The organism is Streptomyces sp. NBC_01017, from assembly GCF_045162795.1.
GTDB lineage: Bacteria > Actinomycetota > Actinomycetes > Streptomycetales > Streptomycetaceae > Streptomyces > Streptomyces machairae.
On record NZ_CP108683.1, the window covers coordinates 8,227,651 to 8,244,372 of the forward strand.

The window sequence follows — 16,722 nt, forward strand, 5'->3', positions numbered from 1 at the left end:
GCACATCGATGCAGCCCCGCGCCCCTGCCCGCGTGACACTCGCCCGAGTGACAATGTGCGGTCAGTACGGATTCGTCACCTGGACCTTCACATGACTGGGACCGGGGGGCGTCGCATCCCCGGTACCTGACCTCGTAAGGTCGTGTCCGTGTTGGAGGAGATGCGGATACGGTCGCTCGGAGTCATCGACGACGCTGTGGTCGAGCTGTCGCCGGGGTTCACAGCCGTCACCGGTGAGACGGGTGCGGGCAAGACCATGGTGGTCACCAGCCTCGGGCTGCTGCTGGGTGGGCGTGCCGACCCGGCGCTCGTGCGGATCGGGGCCGACAAGGCGGTCGTGGAGGGGCGGATCACCGTCCCCACGGGCGCGTCGGCCTTCGTACGGGCCGAGGAGGCCGGGGCCGAGCTCGATGACGGGGCTCTGCTGATCAGCCGTACCGTTTCCGCCGAGGGGCGGTCACGGGCGCATGTGGGCGGGCGCAGCGTGCCCGTGGGGCTGCTCGCCGACCTCGCCGACGACCTCGTGGCGGTGCACGGGCAGACGGACCAGCAGGGGCTCTTGAAGCAGAACCGGCAGCGGCAGGCGCTCGACCGGTACGCCGGTGATGCCGTCGCGGTGCCGCTCGCCAAGTACGGCGAGGCGTACCGGCGCCTGCGGGCGGTCTCCGTCGAGCTCGACGAGATCACCACGCGCGCGCGTGAGCGGGCCCAGGAAGCCGACATGCTGCGGTTCGGGCTCGACGAGATCGCCGGTGTCGAGCCGCGCGCCGGGGAGGACGTGGAGCTCGCCGAGGAGGCCGAGCGGCTCGGGCACGCGGAGGCGCTGTCGTCGGCCGCCACGGCCGGGCACGCCGCGCTCGCCGGCAACCCGGAGGATCCCGAGGGCATCGACGCGGCGACGCTCGTCGCGGGCGCGCAGCGGGCCCTGGACGCCGTGCGGTCGCACGATCCGGCGCTGGCCGCGCTGGCCGACCGGATCGGGGAGATCGGCATCCTGCTGGGCGATGTCGCGGGGGAGTTGGCGGGATACGCCGACGACCTGGACGCCGACCCCCTGAGGCTCGCGGCCGTCGAGGAACGACGGGCCGCGCTGAACGCGCTCACACGGAAGTACGGCGAGGACGTCGCCGCCGTGCTCAACTGGGCCGAGGAGAGCAGCCGGCGGCTGACCGAGCTGGACAGCGACGACGAGCGCATCGACGAGCTGACCGCCGAGCGGGACGGGCTGCGGACCGAGCTGGGCGGACTGGCGCAGGCGTTGACCGATGCGCGGGCCGAGGCCGCCGAGCGGTTCGCCGCCGCCGTGACGGCGGAGTTGGCCTCGCTCGCGATGCCGCACGCGCGCGTGTCCTTCGACATCCGGCAGACCGAGGATGCGCAGGGCGTGGAGGTCGGTGGGCGCGCGGTCGCCTACGGGCCCTCGGGTGTGGACGAGGTCGAGCTGCTGCTCGCCCCGCACCCGGGAGCGCCGCCCCGGCCGATCGCCAAGGGCGCGTCCGGCGGTGAGCTGTCGCGCGTGATGCTCGCCGTCGAGGTCGTGTTCGCGGGAACCGATCCCGTGCCGACGTATCTCTTCGACGAGGTCGACGCCGGTGTCGGCGGAAAGGCGGCCGTGGAGATCGGCCGGCGGCTGGCCCGGCTGGCCAAGACCGCGCAGGTGGTCGTGGTGACCCACCTGCCGCAGGTCGCCGCCTTCGCCGACCGGCAGCTGCTCGTCGAGAAGACCAACGACGGCTCGGTGACCCGGTCCGGCGTGAAGGTCCTGGAGGGCGAGGAGCGCATCCGTGAGCTGTCCCGGATGCTCGCCGGGCAGGAGGACTCGGAGACGGCCCGCGCGCACGCGGAGGAGCTGCTGGAGACGGCTCGGGCGGACGGGTAGCCGGGCGGCGGCCCGTAGGGTGGCCGGATGATCAAGCAAGCCGTCTCCTTCGGACTCTCCGCGACCCTTACCCGCGCCGCCGTCGCCGCCCTGCGTGCCAAGGCCCCCGGTGGCCGTGACCGCTGGGAGCGGAAGAACTACGCGGGCCGGACCGTGGAGTTGTACGCCGGGCCCGCCTCCGCCCTGGCGGCCGCGGTCGCCGTCGGACGGGTGGCGCCGGCCGCCGGGGTCGCGGTGGCCGTTGCGGGAGCCTGCGGGGCGTACGACGACGTCGCGGGGGCCGGTGACCCCCGGCGTGGGTTCCGGGCGCATCTCTCCGCGCTCCGGGACGGCGAAGTCACCAGCGGGGCCGTCAAGTTGTTCGGCGTCTCAGCCGCCGGGCTCGTCGCGGGGGCGGCTCTCAAGGAGCGGCCCCTGGACAAGCTGCTCGCGGGTGTCGTGATCGCAGGTGCCGCGCACTTCGTCAACCTCGTGGACGTGTGGCCGGGTCGGGCCGCCGCCGCTGTGCTTGCGCTCGGTGCGCCTGGGCTGTTGCGCTCGGGGCCAGGCGCCGAGTCGGCCGCCGGTGCCATGGGAGCCGCGGCGGCCGTACTGCCCGACGACCTCGGCGAGCGGGCGATGATCGGCGACACCGGAGCGCATGCGCTCGGCGCGGCCCTCGGGGCGGCGGTGGTGGCCGGGAACGGGCGCGCCGGGCTGGTCGCGCACGCCGCTGCGGTCGTCGCCGCGGCGGTGTACGGCGACAAGGTGAGCGAGGTCGCCCGCAGGACGGTCGGGTGACGCGCCGCAGGTCGCCGGGCATGCCCAGCGCGCGCATGTTCGGCCACAACCCCCACCCCGACTCACTCGTGCAGGTGACTCGGCCCGGCGCGTTGCCCCGCAGCTGAGCCGTCCACGCCCTGTCGCCGTTCCCGGAACGGCCGTACGTCCTGGCATCCTTGGCGTAAACACGTCGTACGCGTAGGGATTCTCGCGGTACACCCCCTCCGCCCGATCCTTCTGTACGTTCTTCGTGACCGCCCGACCCGAAGCAGGAGCCCCGGCCACGTGACCCCCGTGAGCAGCCACTCACCGCACGGCCAGTCGTCGTTGCGCACCGTGCAGGTGCTGGGCGGCGGCAACGCCGGCAGTAGCGCGCATGTGCGATCGCTGGCCTCGGGGCTGGTCGCACGGGGCGTGCGGGTCACCGTATGCGCCCCTGTCGAGGCCGATCACCTCTACGACTTCACGGGTGCCGGCGCCGAACATGTGCATGTGCCGCGCAGCAGCGATCCGGGTTCCGTGGCCGCACTGCGGGCGGCCTGCGTGGACGCCGACCTGGTGCACGCGCACGGGCTGCACGCGTCCTTCCGTGCCGTGCTCGCGCTGAGCGGACGGCGTACTCCGCTCGTCGTCACCTGGCACGACCGGGCCCACGCCGAGGGCGCTCGCGCCCATCTCCTGCGGCTGTTGGAGCGGCGGGTCGTCAAGGCCGCCTCCGTCGTGCTCGGGACCACATCGGCGCTGGTTGACCGGGCCCGCCGGACCGGCGCCCGTGACGCGCGCCTCGCCGCCGTCGCCCTGCCCGCGCCGAGCCGTACCGTCGAGCACGACGACCCGGACCGGCTGCGCCCCAAGGTCCGGGCCGAACTCGGCGCCACCGGACGCCCATTGCTGATCGCCGTCGGCTCGCTGGAGCGGCATCGCGGGTACGACGTGCTCCTGGATGCCTCGCGCGCGTGGCTGCAGCTGGATGCCGTGCCGTTGGTCGTGATCGCGGGGGAGGGGGCGCTGCGAGCCGAACTGCAGGGTCGGATCGAGGACGAAGGGCTGCCCGTGCGGCTCATCGGCCGGCGCGACGACGTCGCCGAGCTGCTCGCGGCGGCCGACGTGGCGCTTCTGCCGAGCAGTTGGGAGTCACGGTCGGTCCTCGCCCAGGAGGCCCTTCACGCGCGTGTGCCGCTCGTCGCCACCGACGTCGGCGGCGTGCCGGAACTCGTCGGCGAAGCGTCCGAACTCGTCCCGTACGGCGACCCGGACGCCCTCGCCGACGCTGTCGTACGGCTGCTCGGCGATCCCGAGCGGCAGGAGTTCCTCAGGGAGCGGGGCGCGCGGCAGGCGGCCACCTGGCCGACCGAGGACGAGACCGTCGCCCAAGTGCTCAGCGTGTACGACGAGTTGACGCAGCCTCGGCCCATGATCTAGACGCCGGAAGCGTCCGCGGGCCATGTGCCGTTCTATCCCGCATGCCTGCGCGCCCGGAGCGCCAGGCTCAACGCCAGCACCGTCTGCGGGTCGTCGAGGTCCGTGCCGAGCAACTCGCCGATGCGGGCGAGGCGGTTGTAGAGCGTCTGCCGGTTCAGATGCAGCTCGCGGGCCGTCTCCGCCTTGCGGCCCGCGTGCGCCAAATACGTCTCCAGGGTCGGCAGCAGGGGCGGCTTGGAACGGTTGTCGTGGTCGCGGAGCGGGCCGATCGCGCGGTCCACGAACGCCGCGAGGTCCGGGTGGTCGCGCAGCCGCCACAGCAGCAGGTCGATGTCCAGCCGCCGGGCGTCGTACCAGGGGCGGTCCGACAGGCCCTGCGCCGCGGTCGCCGTCTCCGCCGCGTGCCTGAGGCCGGCCGAGGCCGCAGCCCAGCTGCCGGCCACCCCGACGACCACGACCGGCGGCGGTGCCCCGGGGCGCTGGACCCCGGCCCGCTCCACGCCCGCCCGCAGCGCCACCGCGACCCGGTCCGCGACCGCCGACCGCTCCGACTCCGAACGCAGGCCCAGCAGCAGCGGCACCCGCCCCTCCACCGGCCGTACGCCCAACAGCACCGGCGCCCCCACCGAGGCCAGCTCCTCGCCGACCGCGCGCGCCAGCACCGCCCAGCCGCCGCCCGGCGACATCGTGTCCCCGAGCCGCATCACGACCGGCAGCAGCGGACTGGCACCCGGCTTGAAACCCAGCACGCGCGCCTGTGCCGGGGCGTCCTCGGCGGCGATACGGCCCTCCGCGAGGTCGGTCAGGAAGTCGCCGCGCCCGCGCGCCGCCAGCTCCTCCTCCTGGCGCGCCTGCATCAGCACCACGGCCAGGCTGCCCGCGGCCCGCTCGGCGGCGATCCGATGCACGGGCGCGAGCGGGCCCCGTACGGGGAGCAGCACGAGACGGGCCCGGACCGACCCCGTCCCCGGACCGCCACCCGGCACATCCACCAGCACCGACCCGCCCGGTGGCGGCGTGTCCTTGTGCTGGCCCCGCAGCCCCTCCCACACCTGCAACGGATCTGCGCCCTCGGGGCCCGACCCGGCGGCGTACAGCAGCTGGCCGTCCGTCGTCTCCAGGAACACCGGGTTGCCGCTGAAGTCGGCCAGGATGCCCAGCACTTGGGGCACACCGCCGCCGCCGACCAGCGCCTCCGTGCACCGGCGGTGCACTTCCTCCGCCCGCTGGAGCAGCGCGTAGTGGCCGTTGACGATCTCGGTGTGGATCTCCTCGGTGACCGTCACGAAGGCCACCTCGCGATGCAGCTGGACCAGCGGCAGACCGGCCGTGCGTGCCGTGTCGACCAGCGCGGCGGGCAGCCGTGTGAAGCGTGGGCCCAGCTCGACCACCAGGGCCGCGATGCCGCGCTCGGCCAGGGTGCGCACGAACGCGCGCTGGTCGGCGGGGCGGGTGCCGAGGCCGTAGCCCGTGGTCAGCAGCAGTTCCCCGCCCTTGAGCAGCGAGGCGATGTTGGGCACCTCGCCGGCGTGCACCCAGCGCACGGTCCGTCCCAGCCGGTCGCCGCCCGCGAGGACCTCCGGCAGCCCGCTGCGCAGCCCTGGCAGCTCCAGCGCCCGCCGCACGGTGATCCCGGCGCTGTGGGTGCCGTAGCCGCTGTCCGTACCGCCCGTACCGCTGTCCATGTGCCGGACGCTACCCGTGCGCGGGCTTCCCTGACATCTCCGGAGCCGATCATGCGTCGAGGCGCGTGCGGCGGGGTAGCCGCGTCGGCATGGACTTCAGCGTGGTCGCCGTGGCACGGGAGGACGACAGCCCGGTCGAGGAGCCGCTGCGGGTGGCCGTGGCCGCCGACCGGCTCGGGTATCGCGAGGTGTGGGCGGGGGAGGGGCCGACCTGGGACTCATTCGTCCTCGCCACGGCCATCGGGCGGGCCACCGAGCGGGTCGCGCTGACGGCCGGTCCCGTGGCGGTGTCGGTGCGCGAGCCGTTCGGGATCGCGCGGGGCGCCGCTTCGGTCGCCGCCGTCACCGGGCGGCCGGTCGGGGTGGCGCTGGGGACGTCCAGCAAGCGGGTGGTCGAGGGCGTGCACGGGGTGCCTCGCGCGCGGCCCGCCGCGGCCCTGGAGGCCTCGGCGGCGGCCCTGCGCGTATTCCTGCACGGCAGGCCCGGCGAACCGGTCGTCCCCGGCAGCGCCTTCCCGCGACGCCTCCCACCGCCCGGCGGCCCGCTCACCGTGGCGGCGTTCGGGGACCGCGCGATCGCCACGGCGGCGGCGCACGCCGACCGGATGCTGCTCGACATCGTCTCGCCGGAACAGGTGCGCACGCTGCGCGGGAAGCTCGAAGCGGCCGCCACGCGCGCGGGCCGTACGTCGCCGCCGACGCTGGCCGCCTGGCTGCCCGCCGCTGTAGACCCGGAGCCGCACTCCCTCGCGCAGGTCCTGCGGAGCATCGCCGGGTATCTCACGGTGCCGGGCTACAGCGACATGTTCGAGGCGGCCGGCTTCGGGGAGGCCGTCGAGTTGGCCCGTACCGGTGCCGATCCCGGCACGCTGGTCCGGGCGCTGCCCGCGGCGGCGGCGAGCAGTGTCGGCCTGGTGGGCGACCTGGACGCCGTACGCGCGCGTGTCGAGGCGTACGCCGACGCCGGACTGGACGAGATCGCCCTCGTGCCGGCGACGGCGGGCGACCCGGGCGGGGAGCGGACGCTGACGGCGTTCAAGCAAGTCCGCTGACGGGGCTCGGGCCGACCGTGCTCAGGCCGGCCTGATGTTGTGGTTGAACCGGAAGACGTTGTCCGGGTCGTACCGTCGCTTCAGATCCGCCAGCCGACGGGTGTTCTCGGCGCCCAGTCCGGCCTCGACCCGCTCGGCGCCCTCGTCGCCGATGAAGTTGAGGTAGACCGCGCCGGTGCTCCACGGCTGCGCGTCGGCACGGACGTCCCGGACCCACTGGACGCACCGCTCGTCGTCCGCGGGGTCCTCCCAGATCGCGAAGGGGTGCACGGCCCACGGCGCGTCCCGGTAGGGCACGGGGTACTCGTGCGGGCCCGCGGCGATCGCCCCGCCCTGCGGGAACAGCACGTGGAGGGTCCCCGTGGGCGCGGGCAGAGCCTCGCCCCGGGCGCAGAACATCTCCAGGTAGGCGTCGGGCGCGCCCCTCAGATACTCCGCCGACCAGTAGTTCCGCATCCCCGGCGGATCGTCGAGCATGCACTGGACGTCGGCGTACGGCATCGCCCCCACGATCTCCGACTGGTGTGGCAGCGCGAGCAGCGGCTCGGCCAGCTTGCGCATGTCCTCCTCAGGCCCGGCGTAGGTCAGCAGTGCGGCGCACAGGAGCTTGCCGACGAGGTGCGGCGGTACGAACTCCTCGGGCGGGCCGGTGAGATACAGCACACCGCCGCTCGCCTCGTCCGGGGCCACGGTGATCAGCTCGCGGAAGGTGTGGACGGCCTCGGGGGCGAACTCCGGGAGGTACAGCACCAGCGCGATGGAGAACTCGGGCAGCTCGTGGAGCTTCAGGGTGAGCGCGGTCGCGACGCCGAAGTTGCCGCCACCGCCGTGCAGACCCCAGAACAGTTCGGGGTTCTCGTCGGCGCTCGCGTGGGTCCGCTCGCCGTCCGCGGTGACGAGTTCGACGCCGAGCAGATTGTCGACGGCGAGTCCGCACCAGCGGTCCAGCCAGCCGGTGCCCCCGCCCAGGACGAAGCCGCCGACCCCGGTCGTGGAGGCCCGGCCGCCGGTCGTGGCAAGGGCGTGCGGCAGGCAGGCGCGGTCCAGGTCGCTCATCGTCGACCCGCCCGCGACCCGTACCGCCTCGGCCGCGGGGTCGACGGTGACCGCGCGCATGTGGCGCAGGTCGATCACCAGGCCGTTGTCGTTGAGCGCCATGCCCGCGACGCTGTGCCCGCCGCCGCGCACCGCGATCTTGAGGTCCAGGTCGCGTGCGAACCGCACGGCCCGCGCGACGTCGTCCTCGTCCACGCACTGCGCGATCACCGCGGGCCGCCGGTCGATCATGGCGTTGAAGACGACCCGCGCGTCGTCGTAGCCGAAGTCCCCCGGCGCGAACACATCACCGGCGAGATCCTCGCGCAGCGCGGTGAGGGCCGCGCCCGCCTTCGAGAGGGAAGCCATGGCTGCCCCCTTCCGTGCCGGGGCATTCGCTTGCTCCCAGCCTAGGCGGGCGCGTCACGCCAGTCCTGTTCAGCCGCCGTAAGCCCCGGACGCCGTCAGGCGCAGCGCGGTGTCGATCAGCGGGACGTGGCTGAAGGCCTGCGGGAAGTTGCCCACCTGGCGCTGCAGATGCGGGTCCCACTCCTCGGCCAGCAGACCGAGGTCGTTGCGCAGCGACAGCAGCTTCTCGAACAGCTTGCGGGCCTCGTCGACGCGGCCGATCATCGCCAGGTCGTCCGCCATCCAGAACGAACAGGCGAGGAAGGCGCCCTCGTCACCGGGGAGTCCGTCGACGCCCTCGTCCTCGCCCTGCGTCGGGTAGCGCAGGATGAAACCGTCCGAGGTCGACAGCTCGCGCTGGATCGCCTCGATGGTGCCGATGACACGCTTGTCGTCCGGCGGCAGGAAGCCCATCTGCGGGATCAGCAGCAGGGAGGCGTCCAGCTCCTTCGAGCCGTACGACTGCGTGAAGGTGTTGCGCTCCTTGTCGTAGCCCTTCTCGCACACGTCCCGGTGGATGTCGTCGCGCAGTTCGCGCCAGCGCTCCAGCGGGCCGTCCGCGTCACCGGACTCGATGAGCTTGATCGTGCGGTCGACGGCGACCCAGGCCATCACCTTGGAGTGCACGAAGTGCCGGCGCGGGCCGCGCACCTCCCAGATGCCCTCGTCCGGCTCGTCCCAGTGGTCCTCCAGGTAGCGGATCAGCTTCAGCTGGAGCAGCGAGGCGTAGTCGTTGCGGGCCAGGCCCGTCATGTGGGCCAGGTGCAGTGCCTCGGTGACCTCGCCGTACACGTCCAGCTGGAGCTGGTGCGCGGCGCCGTTGCCGACCCGGACCGGCGCGGAGTTCTCGTAGCCGGGCAGCCAGTCCAGCTCCGCCTCGCCGAGCTCGCGCTCGCCGGCGATGCCGTACATGATCTGCAGGTTCTCCGGGTCGCCCGCGACCGCCCGCAGCAGCCACTCCCGCCAGGCGCGGGCCTCCTCGCGGTAGCCGGTGCGCAGCAGCGAGGACAGGGTGATCGCCGCGTCGCGCAGCCAGGTGTAGCGGTAGTCCCAGTTGCGGACGCCGCCGATGTCCTCGGGCAGGGAGGTCGTCGGGGCGGCGACGATGCCGCCCGTCGGGGCGTACGTCAGCGCCTTCAGCGTGATCAGCGAGCGGACCACCGCCTCGCGGTACGGGCCGTGGTACGTGCAGTGCTCGACCCACTCCCGCCAGAAGTCCTCGGTCGCCTCCAGCGACTGCTCCGGCTCCGGCAGCGCGGGGGGCTGCTTGTGCGAGGGTTCCCAGGAGATGGTGAACGCGATCCGCTCACCCGGGGCGACCGTGAAGTCCGAGTACGTCGTCAGCGACTTGCCGTACGTCTCGGCCTCCGTGTCGAACCACACGGAGTCCGGGCCGGCGACGGCCACCGTACGGCCCTCGTGCTTGTGCACCCACGGCACGACCCGGCCGTACGAGAAACGCATCCGCAGCGCCGAGCGCATCGGCACCCGGCCCGAGACGCCCTCCACGATCCGGATCAGCTGGGGCGCGCCGTCACGCGGGGGCATGAAATCGATCACCCTGACCGTGCCGCGCGGCGTGTCCCACTCGGACTCCAGGATCAGCGAGTCGCCGCGGTAGCTGCGCCGGGCCGCAGTGGGCGGCTCGGCGTCGGAGGCGTGTGCCGGACCGAGCCGCCAGAAACCGTGCTCTTCGGTGCCCAGCAGGCCGGCGAAGATGGCATGCGAGTCGAAGCGGGGCAGGCACAGCCAGTCGACTGTGCCGTCCCGGCAGACCAAGGCTGCGGTCTGCATGTCTCCGATGAGTGCGTAGTCTTCGATGCGCCCGGCCACGTGCAACTCCAGTCGAACGGCCACGTCACCCCCTTCTCTGCCAAGGGGGCTCTCGCTTAGTGCGGTCAAGGGGTGGTTGTAATGCGTCGTCGAGCGGTGAAGCAAAGCAGTCGTCTCCGCTGTGAGGCAAAACGACAGTCGCTTCTCGACAATCTCTGCTCAACGAACTGACGAGCTCTCGTTGTTCCGGTGGTTACGGGCGAGGGGTGGTGCCGTGTTGCCGGCCGGGCTCGGCAGCGAATGTCCGAGCAGGATACGACGCACGTAGATGATCTGCGTGCCGCTCCGGGCAACCCGGGTCGGCCGAACGGGTGAGCAACGGGTGAGAAACCGCGACACCTGTGCAGGTTCGTGGTGACTCGTGTGCGGAGCGTGGCCGGAAGCCATCGGTCTCGGTCGCTGATACCCTGGTAGCCCGTGGACCGGTGGGCGTCAAAGACCCCCGAACCGCACTTCAAGATCGCGACCACGGGAGCCCCCTCTTGGCCATGCCGCCCGCTGCTTTTCGACACAACGCAGCCACGACGACCAAGCACATCTTCGTCACCGGGGGTGTCGCCTCCTCGCTCGGCAAGGGCCTGACGGCCTCCAGCCTCGGAATGCTGCTCAAGGCACGAGGCCTGCGGGTGGTCATGCAGAAGCTGGACCCGTACCTCAATGTCGACCCTGGCACGATGAACCCCTTCCAGCACGGCGAGGTGTTCGTCACCAACGACGGCGCCGAGACCGACCTGGACATCGGCCACTACGAGCGGTTCCTCGACCGCAACCTGGACGGCTCCGCCAACGTCACCACCGGCCAGGTGTACTCGACCGTGATCGCCAAGGAGCGGCGCGGCGAGTACCTGGGCGACACCGTGCAGGTCATCCCGCACATCACCAACGAGATCAAGCACCGCATCCGCCGCATGGCGACGGACGAGGTCGACGTCGTCATCACGGAGGTCGGCGGCACGGTCGGCGACATCGAGTCGCTGCCGTTCCTGGAGACCGTCCGCCAGGTCCGTCACGAGGTCGGTCGTGACAACGTCTTCGTCGTCCACATCTCGCTCCTGCCGTACATCGGCCCCTCGGGAGAGCTGAAGACGAAGCCGACCCAGCACTCGGTTGCGGCGCTGCGGAACATCGGTATTCAGCCAGATGCGATCGTGCTGCGCTGCGACCGCGAGGTGCCGACCGCGATCAAGCGGAAGATCTCGCTGATGTGCGACGTCGACGAGGCGGCCGTGGTCGCCTGCCCCGACGCCCGCTCCATCTACGACATCCCGAAGACCGTGCACGGCGAGGGCCTGGACGCCTATGTCGTCCGAAAGCTGGACCTGCCGTTCCGCGACGTGGACTGGACGACCTGGGACGACCTGCTCGACCGCGTCCACAACCCCGACCACGAGATCACCCTCGCGCTGGTCGGCAAGTACATCGACCTGCCCGACGCCTACCTGTCGGTGACCGAGGCGCTGCGCGCCGGCGGCTTCGCCAACAAGGCCCGCGTGAAGATCAAGTGGGTCACGTCCGACGACTGCAAGACCCCGGCAGGCGCCCAGCAGCAGCTCGCCGACGTGGACGGCATCTGCATCCCCGGCGGCTTCGGCGACCGCGGTGTGCTCGGCAAGGTCGGTGCCATCAAGTACGCCCGCGAGAACCGGATCCCGCTGCTCGGCCTGTGCCTGGGCCTGCAGTGCATCGTGGTCGAGGCGGCCCGCAACCTCGCCGACATCGGCGACGCCAACTCCACCGAGTTCGACCCGGCGACCTCCCACCCGGTGATCTCCACCATGGCCGAGCAGCTCGACATCGTCGCCGGTGAGGGTGACATGGGCGGCACCATGCGCCTCGGCATGTACCCGGCCAAGCTGGCCGAGGGCTCGATCGTGCGCGAGGTGTACGACGGCAAGGAGTACGTCGAGGAGCGGCACCGTCACCGGTACGAGGTGAACAACGCCTACCGGGCGGAGCTGGAGAAGAAGGCGGGCATCCTGTTCTCCGGCACGTCGCCGGACGGCAAGCTCGTCGAGTACGTGGAGTACCCGCGCGAGGTCCACCCTTACCTGGTGGCCACGCAGGCCCACCCCGAGCTGCGCTCGCGCCCGACGCGCCCGCACCCGCTGTTCGCCGGCCTCGTGAAGGCGGCCGTCGAACGCCAGCAGGCCGAGGGCGTCGGCAAGAATTCGGACTGACACGAGAGTTGTACGGTGGCCGGGGTGCAAACCTTCAAAGGTTCGCACCCCGGTTTTCTTTGGCGGGTCTTTTTGAAAGCGTGTGGAAGGGCAGGGCATGACGATCAAGGACACCCCGCAGGAGTGGGAGATCCGGGCGACGGACACCCCCTTCGTGGGCAACAAGACCTCCGTCCGCACGGACGACGTGGTCATGCCCGGCGGCTCGGTCGTCCGCCGCGACTACCAGGTCCACCCGGGCTCCGTGGCGGTCCTCGCCCTGGACGCCGAGGACCGTGTCCTGCTCATCAAGCAGTACCGCCACCCGGTGCGGCAGAAGCTGTGGGAGATCCCGGCCGGCCTGCTCGACATCCCCGGCGAGAACCCGCTGCACGCCGCCCAGCGCGAGCTGTACGAGGAGGCCCACGTCAAGGCCGAGGACTGGCGGGTGCTGACCGACGTCTACACCACCCCCGGCGGCTGCGACGAGGCCGTACGGATCTTCCTCGCCCGTGATCTGTCCGAGGCCGACGGCGAGCGCTTCGAGGTGGAGGACGAGGAGGCCGACATGGAGCACGCGCGCGTGCCGGTCGACGAGCTGGTCCGGGGTGTCCTCGCGGGCGACGTGCACAACAACTGCCTCGTCGTGGGCGTGCTGTCGCTGGTCGCCGCCCGTAACGGCGACGGGCTCGACGCCCTGCGCCCGGCGGAGGCGCCCTGGCCGGCGCGCCCCTTCGAGTCCTGAGCGACCACGACTGCAAGTCCTGAGGGAACCGACCCGCTTTCGGTGTGAAGATCGGCTGATCCGATCGAGGGACGTCCTCGCCGTGCCCGCCACGCTCCGCCCGGAACGTAGCAGAGCGTGAACTAGGCTCTGATTACGCCCGAACCGGAGTCCCGGCGGGCTTGCGCGTGCGTGGGACGGGAGTGTGGCCCGTGACGGATCAGGTCGTGGACACAGGCGGCGTCCAGGCGTTGCCACATGCTTCCGCCGGGCGCCAATTCCTGGGCCGTACACGCGAGTTGAAGGAACTCCTCGCCGACATCGAGCGCGCGGGACTCGACACCCTCTCCGGCCGCAAGGCGCCACGCGCGCGCGTACTGCTCATCGCGGGCCGCCCCGGCTCGGGGCGCACGGCGCTCGCCGAGGAACTCGTACGGCAGGTGGCGGACCGTTACGGCGACGGCGTCCTGCGGGCCCGCCTCAGCGAACCCGACGGCACCCCCGTCCCGGTCGCGCGCACAGCCCGTGAGCTGCTCACCGCCCTGGACCGGCCGGCACCGGCCGGTGCCGCCGAGGACGACCTCACGGCGGTGCTCCGAAAGACCCTGGCCGACCGCCGGGTCCTGCTGCTGCTCGACGACGCGGCCCGCGCCGAGCAGGTCGACGCCCTGCTGCCGGACACCCCGGAGTGCCTGGCTGTCGCGGTCTCGGGCGGCCCGCTGACCGGGATCTCGGACGTGCGGCCCTGCACGCTCGGTGGCCTCGACACCAAGTCGGCCGTGGAGCTGCTGTCCCGGCACGCCGGCTCCGTGCGCATCACCGTCGACCCACGGGCCGCCGAGGACCTCGTGGAGGTGTGCCAGGGCCAGCCGGCCGCCCTGATGCTGGCCGGCGGCTGGCTCGCGGCCCGGCCCAAGGCGGCCGTCGCCGACCTCGCCAAACAGCTGCACGCCGAGGGCGAGGACGGCACACCGCTCGGCAGGGTCTTCCGCCTCGCCTACGCGGGCCTGCCGACCCCGGCCGCCCGGATACTGCGGCTGCTCTCGCTGGCCCCCGGCGGCCTCGTCGACCCGCACACCGCATCCGCGCTCGCCGGCTCCTCGGTGGACGGGGCCCACACCACCCTGGACGACCTCGTCGCCCTCGGCCTGCTGCAGGTCGTCGACTCGCCGCTGCCGCAGTACGAGGTCCCGACCTGTCTGCACCGGCTTCTGCGGGCCCTCACCGAGACCCAGGACCGGCCCGCCGAGCTGCAGCTCGCCCGCGCCCGCATGCTGGAGCGGACCGTACGGCTGCTGCAGTCCTGCCGCGCGATCACCGAGACCGACAACCCCGAGACCCGGCAGAAGCTCCTCGGCATGCCCCGCGCCCTGCGCTTCCCCAACCCCCGGGCAGCCGCCGAGTGGCTCAGCATCCGCAGGCCCGCCCTGCTGGCCGCGGCCCGGGCCGCGGTCGCCGACGGGGAGCTGGACACGCTCGCCAGGCGCCTGATGTCCCAGCTGGTCAGGGCGATGGCCGCGCACTTCGGCACCCAGGCGGCCGCGGGTGACCTGTACGACATCCACGCCCTGGTCCTCGACGTGGCCGAGCGGCGGCAGCTGCCCCGCGAGAAGGCCGCGGCCCTGCTGAATCTGGGCGATCTCGACGCCCGGACGGGGCGTACCCGGGAGGCACTGGTGCGGTTCCGGGCCGCGCTGGACGCCGGGTGGGAAGCGAATGACCCGTATGCGACCGGCCGCGCGATGGAATCCGTAGGCGGCGCCCATCTGGAGCTCGGGGACTACGACCGGGCGGCCGACTGGTTCGGCCGCGCGCTGGCCGAGCGGCTGGCCCGGGGCGAGCGGGCGGACGCCGCCCGGCTGTACGGCCGTATCGCCGAGGCGCACACCTACGCGGGCCGGTACGGCGACGCGCTGCGCAACTGGCGGTCCGCGGTCACCGGGCACCGCAGGAACGGCGATGTCGCCGGTCACGCCCGGGCGTTGAGCGAGCTGGCGCGGGTCCAGGAGTACGCCGGCCGGCCCGAGGATTCGTTGCGCACCTGCCAGGAAGCGGTGGAGTGGGCGCGGCGCGCCGAGGACGTACGGCTGCAGGGCGCGCTGCATCTGCGGCTCGCCGACACGCTGGAGCACCTCGGCGATCCGTCGGCGGCGCAGCTGCACCGAGGCGCCGCCGAGCGGATGCTGGGAGAGGAGCCTGAGGAGTCCGATGCGGCCGAGTCTGAGCCCGGACAAGATGGTTTCGAGTCGGAAGACGACACTGACGCCTGCGAAATCCGTAGTGCATCCGAAGAAGATTGATGCAATGAAAGGCTAGACAGCGAGAACGCCTTCATTAGACTGGCTCTGCCGCACCTTCTCTGCGGTGTCTCCCGGTGTGCCCCCGCATGCCTGGGTATGTCATGTAATGCCCCACACCCTCTGAGCCAAGGACCGTGATCGACGTGAAGGTCGGCATCCCCCGCGAGGTCAAGAACAACGAGTTCCGGGTGGCCATCACCCCCGCAGGCGTGCACGAGCTGGTGCGCCACGGCCACCAGGTCGTCATCGAGCAGGGCGCCGGTGTCGGCTCGTCGATCCCGGACAGCGAGTACGTCTCCGCAGGCGCCCAGATCCTTCCGACCGCCGACGACGTGTGGGCCGCCGCCGACCTGCTGCTGAAGGTCAAGGAGCCCATCGCCGAGGAGTACCACCGCCTCCGCAAGGACCAGACGCTCTTCACCTACCTGCACCTGGCCGCCTCCAAGGAGTGCACGGACGCGCTCATCGAGTCCGGCACCACGGCGATCGCCTACGAGACGGTCGAGCTGCCCACCCGCGCCCTGCCGCTGCTCGCCCCCATGTCCGAGGTCGCGGGCCGCCTCGCCCCGCAGGTCGGCGCCTACCACCTGATGGCCGCGAACGGCGGCCGCGGTGTCCTGCCCGGCGGTGTCCCCGGCGTGCTGTCCGGCAAGGCCGTCGTCATCGGCGGCGGTGTCTCCGGCTGGAACGCCGCGCAGATCGCCATCGGCATGGGCTTCCACGTGACCCTGCTCGACAAGGACATCAACAAGCTCAAGGAGGCGGACAAGGTCTTCGGTACGAAGATCCAGACCGTCGTCTCCAACGCCTTCGAGCTGGAGAAGGCCTGCCTCGAGGCCGACCTCGTCATCGGTGCCGTCCTCATCCCGGGCGCCAAGGCCCCGAAGCTGGTCACCAACGAGCTGGTCTCGCGGATGAAGCCCGGAAGTGTTCTTGTCGACATCGCGATCGACCAGGGCGGCTGCTTCGAGGACTCGCGTCCCACCACGCACGCCGAGCCGACCTTCCCGGTCCACAACTCGGTCTTCTACTGCGTCGCCAACATGCCCGGCGCGGTGCCCAACACCTCCACCTACGCGCTGACCAACGCCACGCTGCCGTACATCATCGAACTGGCCAACCACGGCTGGGTCGAGGCGCTGCGCCGTGACCCCGCGCTGGCCAGGGGCCTCAACACGCATGACGGCAAGGTGGTTTACCGGCAGGTCGCGGAGGCGCACGGCCTGGAGCACGTCGAGCTCGCCTCGCTGCTCGGCTGAGCCGATCGGTTAAGTCACTTTCTGGTAAAGGCGATACGTCAACACGAGTCGTCAACCGAACGCACCCGGCCGGACCTTGCCCGAAAAGGTCCGGCCGGATGTGTGTATGGTCACTTTGCGACTCTCGGTCAACTCGCCTCGAACGCAACCCTTCGACCGATTCGCACACCGGTGAAACCTGCTGTGCGACGGCCGTACGCCCTTGAC

Annotated in this window: 11 protein-coding genes; 8 read left to right on the forward strand and 3 right to left on the reverse strand. The window is 72.0% G+C overall.

Annotated elements, in window-relative coordinates; all coding sequences use genetic code 11:
• Window positions 1–160 precede the first annotated feature (160 nt).
• The 3 genes from recN (at window position 161) to OG331_RS37810 (ending at window position 4,063) form a co-directional block, all read left to right on the forward strand.
• Complete coding sequence (gene recN / locus OG331_RS37800) at window positions 161–1,879, forward strand: DNA repair protein RecN (RefSeq protein ID WP_406210559.1); 1,719 nt, start codon at window positions 161–163, stop codon at window positions 1,877–1,879.
• A 27-nt stretch (window positions 1,880–1,906) separates the two neighbouring features.
• Complete coding sequence (locus OG331_RS37805; RefSeq protein ID WP_406205044.1) at window positions 1,907–2,659, forward strand: hypothetical protein; 753 nt, start codon at window positions 1,907–1,909, stop codon at window positions 2,657–2,659.
• 267 nt (window positions 2,660–2,926) lie between these two features.
• Window positions 2,927–4,063, forward strand: coding sequence for a glycosyltransferase family 4 protein (locus tag OG331_RS37810; RefSeq protein ID WP_406205047.1), 1,137 nt, complete (start codon window positions 2,927–2,929; stop codon window positions 4,061–4,063).
• A gap of 32 nt (window positions 4,064–4,095) precedes the next feature.
• Here OG331_RS37810 and OG331_RS37815 read toward each other — a convergent pair whose 3' ends face one another.
• Complete coding sequence (locus tag OG331_RS37815; RefSeq protein WP_383239774.1) at window positions 4,096–5,748, reverse strand: PucR family transcriptional regulator; 1,653 nt, start codon at window positions 5,746–5,748, stop codon at window positions 4,096–4,098.
• Window positions 5,749–5,837: 89 nt separating this feature from the next.
• On the opposite strand from OG331_RS37815, the gene OG331_RS37820 reads away from it, so the two are divergent.
• Window positions 5,838–6,800 carry an LLM class F420-dependent oxidoreductase gene (locus OG331_RS37820; protein WP_406205050.1) on the forward strand — a complete coding sequence of 321 codons (963 nt, stop codon included), beginning with the start codon at window positions 5,838–5,840 and terminating at the stop codon, window positions 6,798–6,800.
• 21 nt (window positions 6,801–6,821) lie between these two features.
• On the opposite strand, the gene OG331_RS37825 is transcribed toward OG331_RS37820, so the two are convergent.
• Window positions 6,822–8,204, reverse strand: coding sequence for an FAD-binding protein (locus OG331_RS37825; RefSeq protein ID WP_406205053.1), 1,383 nt, complete (start codon window positions 8,202–8,204; stop codon window positions 6,822–6,824).
• A gap of 69 nt (window positions 8,205–8,273) precedes the next feature.
• Entirely contained in the window at window positions 8,274–10,076 is a 1,803-nt protein-coding gene (locus tag OG331_RS37830; RefSeq protein ID WP_362381366.1) for a glycoside hydrolase family 15 protein, read from the reverse strand.
• 488 nt (window positions 10,077–10,564) lie between these two features.
• Here OG331_RS37830 and OG331_RS37835 point away from each other — a divergent pair, with 488 nt between their 5' ends.
• The 4 genes from OG331_RS37835 (at window position 10,565) to ald (ending at window position 16,515) form a co-directional block, all read left to right on the forward strand.
• Window positions 10,565–12,253 carry a CTP synthase gene (locus OG331_RS37835; RefSeq protein WP_406210562.1) on the forward strand — a complete coding sequence of 563 codons (1,689 nt, stop codon included), beginning with the start codon at window positions 10,565–10,567 and terminating at the stop codon, window positions 12,251–12,253.
• Between the two features lie 97 nt (window positions 12,254–12,350).
• Window positions 12,351–12,977, forward strand: coding sequence for an NUDIX domain-containing protein (locus OG331_RS37840; RefSeq protein WP_406205056.1), 627 nt, complete (start codon window positions 12,351–12,353; stop codon window positions 12,975–12,977).
• A 191-nt stretch (window positions 12,978–13,168) separates the two neighbouring features.
• Complete coding sequence (locus tag OG331_RS37845) at window positions 13,169–15,256, forward strand: tetratricopeptide repeat protein (RefSeq protein WP_406205059.1); 2,088 nt, start codon at window positions 13,169–13,171, stop codon at window positions 15,254–15,256.
• A 134-nt stretch (window positions 15,257–15,390) separates the two neighbouring features.
• The gene (gene ald / locus OG331_RS37850) at window positions 15,391–16,515 is read left to right on the forward strand and encodes an alanine dehydrogenase (RefSeq protein ID WP_406205062.1); all 1,125 of its coding nucleotides are present in this window, start codon (window positions 15,391–15,393) and stop codon (window positions 16,513–16,515) included.
• The last annotated feature ends 207 nt before the right edge of the window (window positions 16,516–16,722 follow it).